Origin of the sequence: Blautia sp. AM23-13AC (genome assembly GCF_003435675.1) — a bacterium.
GTDB classification, from domain to species: domain Bacteria; phylum Bacillota; class Clostridia; order Lachnospirales; family Lachnospiraceae; genus Fusicatenibacter; species Fusicatenibacter saccharivorans.
Genome location: NZ_QTUL01000009.1, coordinates 86,518 through 103,281, shown reverse-complemented (window position 1 = coordinate 103,281; position 16,764 = coordinate 86,518). Strand labels below are relative to the sequence as shown.

The 16,764-nt window shown below is 43.8% G+C and carries 9 protein-coding genes; 5 read left to right on the top strand and 4 right to left on the bottom strand.

Annotation, left to right across the window (positions count from 1 at the left end; genetic code table 11):
- Window positions 1-4 precede the first annotated feature (4 nt).
- From DW642_RS11145 to DW642_RS11125, 4 genes are all read right to left on the bottom strand, one after another.
- Complete coding sequence (locus DW642_RS11145) at window positions 5-670, bottom strand: acyltransferase (protein WP_055228579.1); 666 nt, start codon at window positions 668-670, stop codon at window positions 5-7.
- 48 nt (window positions 671-718) lie between these two features.
- A complete protein-coding gene (locus DW642_RS11140; protein ID WP_117510215.1) occupies window positions 719-2,821 on the bottom strand; it encodes a DNA topoisomerase in 2,103 nt (700 codons plus the stop codon).
- Window positions 2,818-3,576 (bottom strand): formate/nitrite transporter family protein, encoded by a 759-nt coding sequence (locus DW642_RS11135; protein WP_055228581.1) that lies wholly within the window; start codon window positions 3,574-3,576, stop codon window positions 2,818-2,820. Before DW642_RS11135 ends, DW642_RS11140 begins: the two co-directional genes overlap by 4 nt.
- Before the next feature lie 446 nt (window positions 3,577-4,022).
- Window positions 4,023-5,222 carry a helix-turn-helix domain-containing protein gene (locus tag DW642_RS11125; protein ID WP_117510214.1) on the bottom strand — a complete coding sequence of 400 codons (1,200 nt, stop codon included), beginning with the start codon at window positions 5,220-5,222 and terminating at the stop codon, window positions 4,023-4,025.
- A 220-nt stretch (window positions 5,223-5,442) separates the two neighbouring features.
- On the opposite strand from DW642_RS11125, the gene DW642_RS11120 reads away from it, so the two are divergent.
- The 5 genes from DW642_RS11120 to DW642_RS11100 all read left to right on the top strand — a co-directional run bounded on the left by DW642_RS11120 (window position 5,443) and on the right by DW642_RS11100 (window position 16,756).
- Window positions 5,443-7,893, top strand: a complete 2,451-nt coding sequence (locus tag DW642_RS11120) for a beta-galactosidase (RefSeq protein ID WP_117510213.1) — start codon at window positions 5,443-5,445, stop codon at window positions 7,891-7,893.
- Between the two features lie 92 nt (window positions 7,894-7,985).
- Complete coding sequence (locus DW642_RS11115) at window positions 7,986-9,404, top strand: MFS transporter (RefSeq protein ID WP_242991176.1); 1,419 nt, start codon at window positions 7,986-7,988, stop codon at window positions 9,402-9,404.
- A gap of 115 nt (window positions 9,405-9,519) precedes the next feature.
- On the top strand, window positions 9,520-11,868 hold the full coding sequence (locus DW642_RS11110) for a GH36-type glycosyl hydrolase domain-containing protein (protein ID WP_117510212.1): 2,349 nt from the start codon (window positions 9,520-9,522) through the stop codon (window positions 11,866-11,868).
- Window positions 11,869-11,917: 49 nt separating this feature from the next.
- Window positions 11,918-14,341, top strand: a complete 2,424-nt coding sequence (locus DW642_RS11105) for a glycoside hydrolase family 3 protein (RefSeq protein ID WP_117510234.1) — start codon at window positions 11,918-11,920, stop codon at window positions 14,339-14,341.
- Window positions 14,342-16,756, top strand: a complete 2,415-nt coding sequence (locus DW642_RS11100; protein WP_117510211.1) for a glycoside hydrolase family 3 N-terminal domain-containing protein — start codon at window positions 14,342-14,344, stop codon at window positions 16,754-16,756. It abuts the gene before it with no gap.
- Window positions 16,757-16,764 lie beyond the last annotated feature (8 nt).

Genomic DNA, 16,764 nt, shown 5'->3' with positions numbered 1-16,764 from the left:
ATTATCAGATTTTTTTGACAATTTCTTTCGCATTCTTAAAAATATGACCTGACGGGATCACACCGCGAACACAGGAGAGTGGATAAATGTTGGAATTTCTTCCGACAACCGTTCCCGGGTTCAATACGCTGTTACAGCCGACCTCAACTTCATCGCCGAGCATCGCACCGAATTTTTTCAGTCCGGTTTCGATCTGTTCATCTGCGCCTTTGACAACAACGAGCTTCTTATCGGATTTTACATTGGAAGTAATGGAACCGGCACCCATATGGGCTTTGTATCCAAGAACAGAGTCGCCGACATAGTTGTAATGCGGAACCTGTACTTTATTAAAGAGAATGACATTTTTCAGTTCGGTGGAGTTTCCAACGACAGCGCCTTCGCCGACGATGGCGTTTCCGCGGATAAAGGCACACTGACGGATCTCAGCGCCTTTTCCAATGATGCATGGGCCGTTAATGGAAGCGGTCGGTGCGATCACGGCATCTTTTGCGATCCAGACATTTTCGCCGCGTTTTTCGTATTCTGCCGGATCGAGTGTTTCGCCGAGTTCAAGAATAAAATCTTTAATGAGCGGAAGCACTTCCCATGGATACGTTTTGCCTTCAAAGATTTTTGCGGCAATGGTCTGGGTTAAATCATAAAGTTCAGAAATGGTTGCATCTTTCATGCGTGATTCATCCTTTCTTGTTTTAGTTCCTGTTTATCTTACCACATTTCAGGAGTTCTGTGCGCCTTTTTTTCTGGCGGTGGAATAGGACTTTGCAGAGGAGTCTTCTGCAGCGGTACGTTTCCCGGTACGGGAGCGCGTGGAAGAGGCTTTTCTGTAATACGGCGCGGACGCATCAAAGCTGCTCTTTAGCTGGAACTGATTCCGCAGCTGCTTCACATTTACCGTGTGGCGTGTCACAAAGTTTTCCAGTTTTCCCATATATTCCTCGGAGGTAATGGAGCCTTCCGCTACATAGGTAAGTCCCTTTTCCCAGCTTGCCGTCAGCTCCGGATTCAGAAGCGGGCGGATCGACTGGTGTACGACGTCGTAGATCATTTCGCCAAGCTGTGTCGGGGTGATAACCTGCGTCTTTTTGTTCAGAGCAAGATATTTGATAAAGACAAGCTTTTTCAGAATCTCAGCACGCGTCGCACTCGTTCCGATGCCGCTTCCCTTAATCTGTTCGCGCAGCTCCTCGTCTTCAATGAGCTGTCCGGCATTTTCCATTGCAAGGATCATCGAACCGGAGGTGTAGCGTTTTGGCGGAGAGGTTTCTCCTTCCTTGATAGAAAGGCCGAGAAGATTCAGCTCGCTGCCTTTCTGCAGCTGGGACAGCGCTGCAAGAAAAGAGGGATCGCAAGTCGTCTCGTCCTCCTTTCTGCCCTCGTCGTCCTCCTCTTTCTTACGGAAGAAAGAATACTGCATGGCTTTTAAATAGCCCTCCTGCACGAGAACGCGGAAGTTGGAGAAAAACTGCTCGCCGCCGATTTCGGTGACAAGAGCAACTTTCTGATAGACCGCCGGCGGATAGAAGATACCGAGAAAACGGCGGACAATTGTCTCATAAACTTTTGCGGAGAGTTCCGAGAGGTTCCGCAGATTGTTAAGGCCCTGTCCGGTCGGAATGATCGCATAGTGATCGGTAATCTGTTTATCGTTTGTATAGCGGGTGGAACCAATCTTTTTCCAGCTTTCACCCTGCAAAATTTCATTTGCAAGGCCGCTGCAGATACCGTACTGCTGCAGGCCGCGCAGGTTTTTGCTGATTTCCCTGGCAACGGCAGAAGAAAGCACACGGGCATCGGTTCGCGGATAGGTAACCAGCTTTTTCTCGTAAAGCTCCTGAACAACTTTCAGCGTTTCATCCGGACTGATTTTGAAAAAGCGGGCACAGTCGTTTTGCAGCTCCGCAAGGTTGTAAAGCAGTGGCGCATTTTTATTTTCCTTTTTTCGCTCCATTTTCAGGACATGCGGGATCAGAGGATTCTGCATGCTTAATTCCTCAATCAGTTTCTGTGCGTCCTCTTTTTTCTGGAAGCCGTTCTCCTTATAGAGAAGCGGAGAGTTGAAGTAGCGGCTGCCTTTTACGGCGCGCCATTCCCCCTCAAAATTGCGTCCATTTAAGGAAAGACCGGCGATGACACGGTAGAATGGTGTTTTCACAAAGCTACGGATTTCGCGCTCCCGGCGTACGACCATGCCGAGCACACATGTCATAACACGGCCGACGGAAATAGACTGATATTTAGTGCCGAGATACGATGCGACAGCGCTTCCGTATTTGAGCGAGAGAAGACGGGAAAAGTTAATGCCCATCAGGTAATCTTCTTTGGCGCGGAGATAAGCGGATGCCGAAAGATTGTCGTATTCACTTTCGTCCTTCGCTTCGCGGATACCGCGCAGGATTTCTTCTTCTGTCTGCGAGTCGATCCAGACACGCTTCTGTTTCTTGTCTTTGATACCGGCCATCTGCGCGACGAGACGATAGATGTATTCTCCCTCACGCCCGGAGTCGGTACAGACATAAATGGTTTCAATATCCTCCCGGTGGAGCAGGTTACTCACAATGGTGAACTGCTTTTTTACTTCCGGGATAATTTCATATTTGAAGTTTTCAGGCAAAAAAGGCAGGGTCTCGAGACTCCACCTTTTTAACGCAGGATCATATTTTTCCGGATAGCTCATCGTAACCAGGTGACCGACGCACCAGGTTACGACGGACTGCTCCGACTCTAAGTATCCATCCCTGCGCTGCATATTCTGTTTTAACGCTTTTGCGAACTCCTGAGCAACGCTCGGTTTTTCCGCAATGTATAAAGATTTTGTCATTTATCTGCACTCATCATTCGAAGCGGCCAGGCAAGGAGCACACCGCCTCCTATTGCGTTTCCTATAGTTACAATGACCATGCTTTTCAATGCGGCAGTCAGAGAAATGCCGCCTGGGACCAGAAGTGCAGCGGTAACAAAGGTGGCCATATTGGCAACGCAGTGTTCAAAACCGGCAACAACGAATCCGGTGATGCAAAGTATAATCATGAAAAATTTGGCAACTTCATTTTTGCATTTCATGCCGCAGGCAACGGCAAGGCAGACGAAGAAGTTGCAGAGAATGGCACGGAAAAACATTTCTCCGGCAGGAATGGAAAGTTTATTTCCAATAAATCCTGCGTAATAATCGGCAGTACCGGAAGCACCTGCCAGTACGAAAATTACGGAGAGAATCAGGCATCCGACAAAGTTTCCGATGTAGCTTACCAGCCATACTTTTCCAACCTGTGCCCAGGAGACTTTTTTGTCATAGGCCCCAAATGCCATAACAAGATTGTTTCCGGTGAAAAGCTCTGCACCGATAAAAACGATCAGCAGAACCGCAATGGCAAACACAATACCGCCAAGCAGTTTTCCCCAGGCAGGATCTGTACTCTGGAACGTATTGCCTACCACGTTGGAGAAAATCATGGCAACCACGATAAAGAAACCGGCCATGACTGCACGGAGAAAGTATTTCCCCGGGTGTTCTTTCAGCAGCCTTGCTTTGTTTACGGCTGCCTCTGAAAATTTTTGTACGTCATCATAAGGCATAGAATAACTCCTTTCTTATGTCCCGTAGGATGGACATATCCCCTCTCTTTTTGTCCGGGGGATGGTCTTTTTTTCCGGAGCAGCTTGCAAATGCTTCGGATTTCGCGCTTTCAACTTTGGCTATTATAGCATTTCCCGGAAAGATTCGCAATGAAGGAGGAAGAAAAAAGTATATTTCCACAGAAATGTCAGAAAATAAGGGGTGAAACGACAGATTGTATGATGAACTCAGAGGGATTGAAACAAGGATTGAAAGCTTTTTTTATGTTCTGTTTTACAAAGATCTCGGACACAGTGAAATTGTAAACCATGATGATCCGGCGTTTGTGAAACTGGTTTATCATCTGCACTGATGTTCATTCTTAGCAAAAACCTCATCTGCTGTTTTCATACAAAAGATAAAACGGCAGGTGAGTTTTTTGTAATGGGCCTCTGGAAAGGATAAACTAAAGCCGTATAGTATCCATTACACCGGATTTTTTCCGGTATTCTAAAGGAGTCATATGATACTGTTTTTTGAATAAACTCTGAAAATGAGGCTGGCTGGAAAAGCAGAGATAACTGCTGATTTCAGCCAGACTTTTTGTACTGTAGGTTAAAAGCATTTTAGCTTCTTCTAATTTACATCTTGTAATGAAAGCACCTATGGTAAAGCCGAGCTCAGTTTTGAATTTTTTCATCGTGTAGGAAGTACTTTTCTGAATGGAATCCGCGACATCATTCACAGAGATGGATTCATTTGTATGTGTACGGATAAAATTCATACAGGTATAAACTTCTCTTGAGATTCCAGCAGGGATTTTGGTTTCACCTGCCTGCTGACAAAAATCCAGAATCATGGAGTATTGCAGTGCCTGGATTTTTTCCAGTGACTGCAGTGCCTCGCATTCCTGAATATAAAGATCCAGAAGCTGATATGTTTTTTCAATATCTACTCCTCCCGGAATGGCACCAAGAACAGCGGTTTTGATTGCTGTCACGATAAAAAGATTTTTGGCATGGCGAATCGGGGTTTTTGCAAGTCTGCCTTCTTCTAATTGTAATGTATTATTCTTCAAAAAATTCTGCAAAGCATTTACATTTCCGTTTTGAACAAACTGAAAAAGTTCGCATTCAAACTGGTAAGTGTTATGCATCTTTTTATTTTCCATATTTTCTGTAATGGATTTCAAATGCTGCTGGCTCTGCCGCAATTGCTGGGGTGCACGCTGTCCCAATAATTTCAACACACTGATTTCCTTGTGGTTCACACATTGATGCAGGAAAACAAGATGCTGACAAAATTGGATATGTGATAACCGGGGAATGGAGGCGAGAGCCTCAGCGATTACTTCCTTGTACTTCAGGGGCGTGGCAGAGTCATGCATATAACTGCGGACGAGCTCATCTGTCACAGGAACGGAAAAAACCGGGCCTAAGATGATATATTCACCAGTAGTTTCAATTTGGACAGAGCCATATACAATGTCGGGAGATGCAAAACGAAATTCGGGATTATAATCGGATGGATAAAGCGGATAAGGGCTCTCGGTTGAGATGTGGAGCTGTTCTGATAAAGCAGAGTAAATAGCTCCTGCTTCAGTAATTAGATTCGTAGGAATTCCTGTAACGGCATAGTAATTTTTACAAAAAGTAACATAATTCATATGATATTCTCCTGGTATCTGTGGGATGCAGTGGATCAAATTTTCGTTTGAAAGTTTCTGCAAAGCAATTCACGATTCCTTCACTTCCAAATTTAAAGTATAAAATGGAAAAAGAAAAATAACAATACGAAAACATATAATTTTGTATGTTTTTATGTAATATCTTTCCTTTCATTTTTGATAAAGTGCGATTAGAAAAAAGGAAAGGCGGATCATACGTATGAGACAACCGATTAAAATTAATAAAACGAATCCAAATAAAGGTGTTCTCGATTATTCTTATCTTTTGGATGCACCAGCTGGAAAACATGGATTTGTAACGACAAGGAATGGCCATTTTTATTTTGAAGATGGTGTAAGGGCAAAATTTCTTGGGTTTAATGTGGCTGCAAGATCAAATACCCCGGATCATGAAACCGCAGAGAAACTGGCGGAACGTTTTGCGAGCCTGGGCGTGAATGTGATTCGGCTCCATGCAGCAGATGCCCCAATCAGCGAAGAACCACGCAGCTGGTCCAGCTGTAAAGAAGCTCCACTTTTAGATTATGAAAAAGGAAACGGGAGAGAATTTCATCCGGAAGGTCTGGATCGATTTGACTATTTTGTCGCAAAATTGAAAGAGCGGGGTATTTACCTTCACATTGATCTTATCGTTGCAAGAGATTTTGTAGAAGGAGATGGACTGGACTACCCAGGAAATGCGGGAAGCTGCATCAAACGTTTTCCCATGTACAATAAACGGATGATAGAGCTGCAAAAAGAATATGCCAGAAAGATTCTCTGTCATGTGAATCCTTATACAGGTCTTGCACTGATTGACGATCCGGCGGTGATCACGGTTCAGATCAATAATGAAGATTCTGCGATTAAAGGAACGATGGAAACGGATCAGCGGGAAGAGATGCAGCCATATCGGGATGAGGTACAAAATCGTTTTAACAGCTTCCTCTTGATGAAATATGGAACAAGAGAGCGTCTGAAAGAAGCATGGACGTTTGAAGGAAAATGTGCGCTTGGCGAGGAAGAAGATCCGGAGAAAGGAACTGTGCAGGGAGCCGCAGGTAATTTCTATCAGCCGGAATGCGACCCTTTGGGAAAATGGGAAGAAAATGAAAGTCCGGCCCGCTATGCTGATTTTATGGAATTTGGCATTACGATGAATCGTAATTTTTATCAGGATATGAAAGATTATCTTCATTCCCTTGGAGTAAAAGTTCCGATCGTGACAAGCAATCTGGTTGCCGGTGCAGCGGATGTATATGGCCATACCGACGGGGATTTTATGGAAAATAACAGCTATTTTAATCACCCGCTGCTTCCGATCCAGGAGGCAAATACCTATCTGGTTGCAGGGCCGGCCGAATATGTGTCAACGAACCCGCTGACCATGCAGACAGGAGTTGGTTCTATGGCAACAACACTTTTAAATCTTGCTTCCGTTGCCATTGTAAAAGGAAAGCCTTTCATGCTCAGTGAGTGGAACGAATATGGGGAACATCCTTTCCATTCGACAGCATATGTGCACACGGTTGCCTATGCATGCTTGAACGACTGGGACGGACTGATTTTATACAATTATCATACGTCGGAAAAGGCGGACGATCAGCCGGACGATGAAATCTGGAGTGTTTTTGATGTATATAATGATCCGGCGGTTATCTGTCAGTGGGGATTTATGGCATCTGTATTTCTCAAAGGGCTGGTATCGGCGGCTAAAAATCGTGTAGATGTCGTATATACACAGAACGATTTGAAAACACTGCCGAAAATGCACGCAATGCCAACTACTTTTTTACCTTACATCACATGTATGCGAAATGTATTCCTGGACGGAGGGGATACCTATCAGGGAGACGCGGCTGTTGCAGTGAACGCAGGATTTTTGAATGGGGCAGATCTCTCGGAGGCAGAACACGGTGTGTATTATGCATGGTCACCGTATCGTGACGCATGGCGGAAATATAAAGACCACAACAGGCTGAAACAGGCAGCGAAGAATGCAGAAGAGATACGAGAAGGCGTGTATCTGGGAGCACAGGCACTTGTCTTTGATGAAATTCAGAAAATCGCAGGCACAGGAGATTATCGTGAATTTGCTGCAATTCTTGACCGGGCAATGAAAGAATGGAAGATACTTTCGGAGGAATGTGGTCTGGTAGATGGAAAACTGATTTCTGATACAAAAGAGCTGGTGTTTGATCCGGCACATGCCCGGTTCGTAATTCATACACCGTATTGCGGATATTTCAGTGGAAGCCCAGCAGAAAGTCTGCGGCTGTCTGAAAAAATTGAGATCCAGTCAGAAAATGAGCGGATTACGCTGGCACTTCTTCCAGTGGGAAAGGAAAAACTGGAGCAGGCAGAGGAATTTGTGATCACTGCGATGGGAACAACGGGAATGGACAAGACAACGTATCAGGAAGGTGCACAGATGATGGGCTTTCCGTTTACTGCAGTACACTTTCAGGGAAAATTATATGCCGAAACGCTGGAAGGAAGAATCTACGTAAAAGCTAAGGAGGCCGTTCTTACAGCATTAGATCCAATGGGAAATGAAATTGGAAGAATAGAAGGAAAAGAGACAGAAAAAGGAGTATGTTTTCTTCTGTCAGGCAATCTTCCAAGTGTTCAATATAATTTAAAAATAAAAAAAGAATGCCCAAATATATAATATTAAATTGCTATATGTAATAAAAGAAACAAAATACTTGATAGAATACAAGTATAAAACAGCGGCTGTAAAAAACGATGGGAGAAAAAGATATGGGAAAAAAGAAACAAAAAGTCCTCTATGATGCAGACGGGGCAAGAAGAGTTATGAGAAAAAGAGATTATATGGCTGATATGGGAGGTCAGTTAGCGATAGGCGTGATGGCCAATCTGGTTGGTCAGCTTACTTACTTTTATACAGATAAAGTCGGCATGGCGGTAGGCGGAGTCGGAATTGCGATGATGATCGCTAAGATTATAGATGCACTGACGGACGTTCTTGTGGGAAATATGATTGACCACTCCAAAGGTGGAAATAAGAAATATTACTCCTGGATGCTGAAAATGGCGATTCCTGCAGCAGTCATCATCATTATGATGTTTACGGTCCCGATTCAGGCAGGACAGACAGCGGCATTGATTTATGTACTGGTTACCAATCTTCTTTTAACAGCAGTTATTTATACTATGATTGCCACACCGTTTTCAGCGGTTATGATTGTGCGTACCCACAGCCAGAGTGAGCGAAGCAATATGGGGCTGTTCCGTGCAGTCGGAAACTACGGTGCCGGAACAATCATTGCTATTATCACAATTCCGGTAACCAATATGCTGGGTGGTACACAGAGTGCATGGATCAAATATGGTGTTGCGCTTGCACTTGGCGTTTTATTACTTTTCCTGATCTGCTACAACAATGGAAGAAAAGCAAAATTTGCTTCGGATTATGAAAGCGAATCGGAAAACGCATCAGAAACAGAAGAAGAGGAAGCAGTTCCATTTAAAGATGCTATAAAAATGTTATTGCAGAATAAATACTGGGTGATCGTTCTTCTGTTCAATTTGATTACCAATATTACCGCTGCAGTGGCAGCAGCCTCGGGTACATACTATGCAAAATGGATTTTTGGCAACGATAATCTTGTTGCAGTCATAGGAGCGGCAGGTATGCTGGCAACGGTAATCGGATTTGTGGTTTCCAAGCCGATCATTTCGAAGCTGGGTGTTACAAAAACAATTCAGCTTGGGTTAATGGGAGCTGCCATTCCATCCCTGATCCGCTGCTTTATTCCGGAAAACTTTATGGTTTATGCAGCAACCAGCCTTGTGGCGAGCTTTATCCAGATTCCACTGATGTGTCTGTACGGCGTATTAACAGCAATGACGGTAGATTATAACGAATGGAAATATGGAAAGAAATTAGTTGCAATGTCGGGCGGAGCCATAGGATTTGGAAGTAAAGTGGGAAGCGGCCTTGGATCTGTTATCTTATCCGCATTTCTTGCCATTGGCGGATATCAGGCATCGCTGGAAAGTGCAACTGCTTCCATGCGATATTCGATTTATGGATTTTCCAACTATCTTCCGCTGGTTGTAAACCTGGCTATGTTCCTGATTTTTACCAGATTTGATCTGGAAGAAAAATTACCAAAGATGCGGGAAGAAGTACTTGCGAGAAAAGAGAAAAAATAAACGGAGAAACTACAAGGTCGGTACAGGAAAGACTGTACCGACTTTGCAGTTGTCATTCAATTTACAGAAACTGCCAGTGGCAGGCTCTGTAGGTTAAAAATAAGGAGAATTGAAAATGAGCGATACATTATGCAATGAAAAAAAGAAACCTTATACATTTTCAGAAGATGGAAATTCCTGCATTATAACAGAAACCAGAACACCAAGATACTGGTATAATTATCTGTGGAATGAAAATCATTACTGTGCGCAGATTTCCCAGACAGGACATGGGCGCAGCTATTACCTCAGTGAAAAAGCAGATATGTGTATGATGAATCAGGACGATGCAAGATATATCTATCTAAGAGACGAGAAAAGCAAAGAATGCTGGAATATCGGCGAAGGTCCATTAAATACGGAAGTAGAAAATTATCAGTGCGTACACAGCATTGGATCTTCCAGAATCCAGTCTTCTTATCAGAATATTGCAAGTTCCTGGCGGCTGTTTGTACCGGAAGAAGGATACCAGGAAGTGTGGACTTTGAAAATAAAAAATACAGGGGAAAGACAGCGCCATCTCAGCATATTTTCAGCAGTCAGCTTTTATCTGGAGGGCTTTTCTTATCCGCGATATTATGAAATGTATCGTTGTATGGAAACAGATTATGATGAAAAGTTAAAGGGTGTATATTGCAGATCCGCACATCCTTTCGCACCGCACAAAAGATACAACGCATTTCTGGCAGCATCAGAGCTGGCATACGCATATGATGGAAATCTGGAAGCATTTTGCGGGACAACCAGTACCATAACAAGGCTGGATGCATCAGCAAGCGCGCTTTTCCAGAGACCGGACATTGTCGTAAAGGGAAAAGACTGTACAAATTCCAAAGCGGCCCTTTTTATTCTTGGCGGTGTGCTGCAGCATAAAATTGTGCTACAGCCAGGAGAAGAAAAAGAATTACAGTTTGTATTTGGAATCAGTGAATCACTCGAAGAGGCAAGGGCGGTATCGGAAAAGTTTTCCAATTCTGCAGCTGTGGAAAAGGAACTTGAAAAAGCAGAAACGCATTATCTGGAAAAATATCGTTCGCTGACCGTGGAAACGCCGGATGAAAAAATCAATCACATGATGAATAACTGGGTGAAAAAACAGGTAGATTTTTGCATTGTCGGGAAAAAAGGAGTCCGCGATAATCTTCAGATTGCAGTCGGCCTGTTAAACTATCGGCAGGAAACAGCAAAAAAAGAGATTCTGGAATGTCTTCGCCATCAGTTTCGGGATGGTCATGGAGTTCTTACGTGGTATCCTTATGATGATACCCGGTATTCCGATCAGCCGTTCTGGATCATATGGGCTGTCTGCCAGCTGATAAAAGAAACGGGAGACTTTTCTATCCTGGATCTGGAGATTGAATGGCAGGATGGAGGGAAGGCGGCTGTTCTGGATCATGTGAAAGCGGCTGTGAATCGATTGCTGCAGGATAAAGGAAAGCATGGACTGGTACGGATTTATTTTGCGGACTGGAATGATGCACTCAATGTTACAACGGATGAATATGCGGAATCCGTAATGCTTTCCCATCAGTTCTGCCTGGCACTGAAGGAATTAGAAGCATTACTGAAGAAAAAAGGCGATCAGGTATATGCCGGAAAAATAGCAGAGGAATATCGTATCTTACGAAACAGCATTAATGCATATGCATGGGATGGAGCGTGGTACATGCGGGCGTTAAGTGATGTGGAGAATATTGGTTCCAAAAACAGCGAAGGAAGCAAAATTTATCTGAACGCGCAGACATGGGCTGTTTTAGGAGATGTTGCAGATGCAGAGAAATTACCAAAGATATTAAAAGCAGTGGATTCCATGGAGCATGATTTTGGATTTCCGTTAAATCTTCCGCCGTATCAGAAGTATTCGCCAAATGTAGGGAGAATGTCCGGCATGCTGCCAGGATTGTTTGAAAATGGTGGTGTATACTGTCATGCTACAGGGTTTAAAATTCTGATGGACTGCAAGGTGGGGAGAGGAAGCAAAGCATTCGAAACACTGAAAAAAATTATGCCGGACAGTGATAAAAATCCATCCATGCAATCCGGAGCAGAACCATATGTTTTTACAAACTGTTATTCTACTAATCCCGGATATTATGGAAGATCCTACCAGTCCTGGACAACGGGAACTTCTGCGTGGTGCATGATGGGATTGTACGAAGGAATTCTCGGAATCAAACGGGATTACGATGGACTGCGGATCGATCCGTGTCTGCCGAAAGAATGGGAAAAGGCAGAAGTGACCAGACATTTTCGAGGTGCTGATTATCATGTAATCATCGAAAATCCAGATCATCTGGAAAAAGGAGTGCTTGAAATTAAGACAGACGGAGCAGTTTGCGATATGTCCGACAAAGCAGATGGGTTTGTGCTGCCTGATTTCAAGGATGGAAAAATGCATGAAGTCCATGTTATATTGCGTAAATAGACAAAAGAGGCTTGTTTATGAAGACATCAGCAGAAAGAAAGGAAAAGAGATGAAAAAAAGTATTTTTCAGGAACTTGTGGAAGAATCAATTGTTCTTTTGAAAAATGAAGAGCAGATCTTGCCATTAAAAGAAAAAAAGGTGGCTTTTTTGGGACGGGCACAGATAGAAACCATTTTTTCGGGAAACGGTTCGGGAGCATCCAAATCCCTTGCAAACAAGAATCTCTTATGTGAATGTGAAAAAAGAGGAATCTGTGCAGAAGCAGGGTTAAAACAATTTTATACCAGCCATCAAAAAAACGAATCGGAAAAGTTTGTGATTGACGGTATTGATATCACAAATGTAGAAAATATGAACTGTGGTTTTATGTATGAGATCTTTGGAAAATATCAGCCGATGTGGACAGAGTATCACATTCCGGAGCAGCTGATGCAGAAAGCCAGGGAGTTTACCGATACCGCTGTTTTTGTGCTGGGAAGGAATGCTGGTGGGGAAGAATGTGACAGGCACATCAAAGGTGATTATGAACTTACCGAATCCGAAAAAGAACTGCTGGAACAGGTGTGCTGTGTTTTTCCACATGTGATCGTTGTACTGAATATTAATGGAATGATCGATATGCAGTGGGTGAACGCCTATTCCGCAATTAAGGCCGTGGTGTTTCTGGGAATTCCGGGCGAAGAAGGCTGCGGAGCATTAGCTGATATTCTGACGGGGGCTGTGAATCCATCTGGCAAATTAAGTTTTTCCATGGCAGAGTCTTTCAAAGACTACCCGACAGCAGAAAATTTCACCTGGAATAAAGAACAGGAAGATGAAATTTTAACTTACGAAAATTATGGACTGGATGCAAAGGCAAATGGAAGTACAGGATATACGAAAAGCCCGGTAACGGTGTATCAGGAAGACATTTATCTGGGGTATCGCTATTTTGATACTTTTCGGAAACAGGTATTGTACCCCTTTGGATATGGAATGTCTTACACATCGTTTACGATTCTTCCGAAAGAGATGAAACAGGAAAAAGAAGAGGTGGAATTTATTACGGAGGTAACAAATTCCGGAAATTATGCAGGAAAAGAAACGATACAGCTTTATTTGTCCTGCTCTGGTACAGAGTCGGAAAAACCGGAAAAAGAATTAAAAGGCTTTGCAAAAACGAGACTTCTTGCTCCGGGGGAGAAACAGAATATTTCGATCCGAATATCCATGCAGGATCTGGCAGGATATGTTGAGACATCTGCATCATATATCCTGGAAAAGGGAAAATATCAGTTTTTTATCGGAAATTCATCCCGTGAGACAATTTTTGCAGGAGAAATCCAGATAAGAGAAGATTACGTAATTAAAAAATGTGTGAATCGTCTTTGCGTGCAAAACTGCAATGTAGAGCATTTGCAGGTACTATCTGCAAGAGAAGGACGAAAAAAGGTCCGAATGCATGAAAAGAAAAAAGAAGAGACCGATGGTTTAAAAGAGCAGGAAAGATATGATCTTTTACGGGATGAAATGGAACAAGTAAAAAATTTCAGTATCGAACAGCTGGCTGCATTGTGTGTGGGGTATGGACCTGGAATTCCATTTGCAGCGTTCAGCAAACAGGAACAGCCGGAAACTATATTGGATGGTCAGGGAAATCCACTGACCAAAAACGATCATCCAGTCGGAGCAAAAGGATATGTCTCCCCGGCTATGCCAGAAAAAGGTATTCATTCCATTTTTTATAAAGATGGACCGGCAGGTGTGGGAACGGGGGCCTGGCCAACGGCTATGCTGATTTCCTGCGCATTCAATAAAGAACTGTGGGAAGCGTTTGGAAATGCGGTTGGCGCAGAGTGCGAAAAGAAAGCGGTTGACGTATGGCTGGCACCAGCAGTCAATCTGCACCGGAATCCGCTTTGCGGGCGAAATTTTGAATATTTTTCGGAGGATCCTTATCTGACCGGAATCTGTGCGGTCCAGATTACAAAGGGCGTTCAGGAAAATCATCCTGTCCGCGTCTGCCCCAAACATTTTGCCGTGAATGAACAGGAAACGTATCGAAGAGGAAGTGCGAAGAAGCGGTACGATGCGGTAGATTCCATCCTTACGGAACGTGCATTGCGGGAACTTTATCTGAAACCTTTTGAAATGTTGGTTCGAGATGCCGGAGTATCCTTTATTATGACATCGTTTAATAAAATTAATGGGGTTCTTGCAGCTGGAAATCGAGATTTGTGTACGCATATTTTACGGGAAGAATGGAACTTTGATGGTGTTGTCGTTACTGACTGGGGCGATATGGATATTGTCGCAGATGGCGGCGATGCTGTGGCAGCGGGAAATGATATTGTGATGCCGGGTGGCCCGCCGGTGATCCGGCAGATTTTGCAGGCCTATCAGGAGAGACGGATTACCAGAAAAGATCTGGAAAGGAGTGTTGCAAGATTGTTACATGTTCTGAAGTTATTTGAGAAAGGGGAGCGTATTTAAATGAAATCATATAGGGATCATACACTGGGTGCCAAAGAAAGAGCCTCTCTTCTGCTCAAAGAAATGAGCCTTGATGAAAAGATGGCACAGATTAACTGTGTTTTTCCTTTTGATCAGGATGCCTATAACTTTGAAAAAATTCAGCAGGAGACAAAATACGGAATGGGAGAAGTAAGCACGCTGGAAATGCGCAGGATGGAGACACTTGATGAAGTGGCTGCATGGCAGAGAAAAGTGCAGAAGATTGTGATGGAAAACAGTGCCCATCGAATACCGGCAATCTTTCATATGGAAGGATTGTGCGGGGCCTTCATTCAGGACTCCACCAGTTTTCCGTCTGGGATTGGCAGGGGAGCAAGCTTTGATCCCAAGCTGGAAGAACAGATTGCAGAAATTGTGAGCAGACAGGAAACGGCCTGTGGTATTACCCATATACTGGCACCGGTTCTGGATGTGGCAAGAGATCCGCGTATGGGCCGTTTTGGAGAAAGTTATGGAGAAGATGCTTCCCTTGTAAGTGCGATGGGGGCAGCGTATACGAAAGGAATACAAAAGAATACAGTTGCTTCAAGAAAAGCAGAAAGTGTGGCAAAACATTTTGTGGCTTTTCATAATTCGCAGGGTGGAATTCATGGAACACACAGCGAAACGCCGACGCGACTTTTAGAAGAAGTGTTTGCAAAACCTTTCCAGGCAGCAATCACAGAGTCAGATCTGAAAGGTATTATGCCTTGTTATTGCGCTGTGAATGGAGAAGATGTATCTGCTTCTCATAACATGCTTACGAAACTGCTTCGGGAAAAAATGGGATTTGACGGCATGTGCATCAGCGATTACGGTGCAGTGGGAAATGCGCATAGTGTACATCATATTGGAGAAACATTTGAAGAAGCCGGTGCGATGTGTCTTCATGCGGGAATGGATATCGAGATGCCGTCCTGTACTGGCTATAATGAGAAATTAAAAGAGATGTTTTCAAGTGGAAAACTGGATATCCATATTTTGGATACAGCGGTTTTGCGGGTTCTGGAGGGAAAATTCAGAATGGGCTTATTTGAAAATCCCTATGCGCTGGAAGGAAAAGAGCTTCATGCTCTTGTAATGCAGGAAGCAGACAGGAACACTTCCCTGCGGTCGGCCAGAGAATCCATGGTACTGCTGAAAAATGACGGCGTATTGCCGATTGCGGCAAAAGGGAAAAAAATCGCGGTGATCGGACCGCATGCCGGGTATGCCAGAAAAATGTTTGGTGGATACACACATATGTGTATGATGGAGTCTACCTATGCGATTGCCAATTCTATTGCAGGTGTAAGCGGAGTTGTACAGGCAGATGCAGATGAGATTATTACGGTTCCGGGAACCAATATTCAGTCTGATGAGACAGAGCAGTTTGATCAGATCCTGAAAAGACAGAAACCGCAATGCAGAAATCTGTATGAAGAATTCCAAATCCGCTTTCCGGAAAGTGAGATTTTATATGCATATGGCTATCCGATTGCAGGAAACGACGAAAGTCATTTTGAAGAAGCGCTGCAGGCAGCAAAGCAGGCAGACATTGTGATACTGACGCTTGGCGGTAAGCACGGAACGTGTTCCATGGCATCAATGGGAGAAGGAATTGACAGTACTGATATTAACCTTCCAAAATGTCAGGATGCATTTATTCGCAAGGCTGCGCAGCTTGGAAAACCATTGGTTGGCGTTCACTTTGATGGAAGACCGATTTCCAGTGATGCTGCAGAGGAATATTTAGATGCTATTCTGGAAGCATGGAGTCCATCAGAAACAGGAGCAGAAGCAGTAGTTGATATTTTAACCGGAATATATAATCCGGGAGGAAAACTTCCGGTTACCGTTGCTTATGGAGTGGGACAGCTTCCGGTTTATTACAATCATCCATATGGTTCCTCCTGGGATCAGAGCGGCAGTATCGGTTTTGCCAATTATGTGAATATGCCGCACAGACCGAGATATTATTTTGGATACGGACTGTCGTATACAACATTTACATATTCGGATTTACATATCTCGATGGGAAATGAAAAGGCAGCAGATACGGTTCAGATCTCCTGCGCTGTTGAGAACACGGGAAGCTGTGAAGGAGATGAGGTTGTCCAGCTTTATTTACGAGATGAATATGCCAGCCTGACAAGACCAGTAAAAGAACTGGCAGGTTTTAAGCGCATTCACCTGCGAAAGGGCGAAAAGAAAACGGTATGCTTTGAGGTGAAAACGGATCAAATGGCTTTTCTGGACATTGATATGCACTGGAAAGTGGAAAAAGGACGATATGCAGTAGAGGTCGGAAGTTCTTCAGAAGATATTCGTTTAAGAGGAAGCTACTGTGTGAAAGAAAATAAATGGGTTGCGGGAAGAAACAGAGCGTTTTGGGCAAGTGCCGCAGCGAAATAAAAAGAACA

Bases quoted from the DNA above. Each gene is read 5' to 3' on its own strand.
- DW642_RS11145 (WP_055228579.1), bottom strand. From the start codon at position 670: ATGAAAGATGCAACCATTTCTGAACTTTATGATTTAACCCAGACCATT.
- DW642_RS11140 (WP_117510215.1), bottom strand. From the start codon at position 2,821: ATGACAAAATCTTTATACATTGCGGAAAAACCGAGCGTTGCTCAGGAG.
- DW642_RS11135 (WP_055228581.1), bottom strand. From the start codon at position 3,576: ATGCCTTATGATGACGTACAAAAATTTTCAGAGGCAGCCGTAAACAAA.
- DW642_RS11125 (WP_117510214.1), bottom strand. From the start codon at position 5,222: ATGAATTATGTTACTTTTTGTAAAAATTACTATGCCGTTACAGGAATT.
- DW642_RS11120 (WP_117510213.1), top strand. From the start codon at position 5,443: ATGAGACAACCGATTAAAATTAATAAAACGAATCCAAATAAAGGTGTT.
- DW642_RS11115 (WP_242991176.1), top strand. From the start codon at position 7,986: ATGGGAAAAAAGAAACAAAAAGTCCTCTATGATGCAGACGGGGCAAGA.
- DW642_RS11110 (WP_117510212.1), top strand. From the start codon at position 9,520: ATGAGCGATACATTATGCAATGAAAAAAAGAAACCTTATACATTTTCA.
- DW642_RS11105 (WP_117510234.1), top strand. From the start codon at position 11,918: ATGAAAAAAAGTATTTTTCAGGAACTTGTGGAAGAATCAATTGTTCTT.
- DW642_RS11100 (WP_117510211.1), top strand. From the start codon at position 14,342: ATGAAATCATATAGGGATCATACACTGGGTGCCAAAGAAAGAGCCTCT.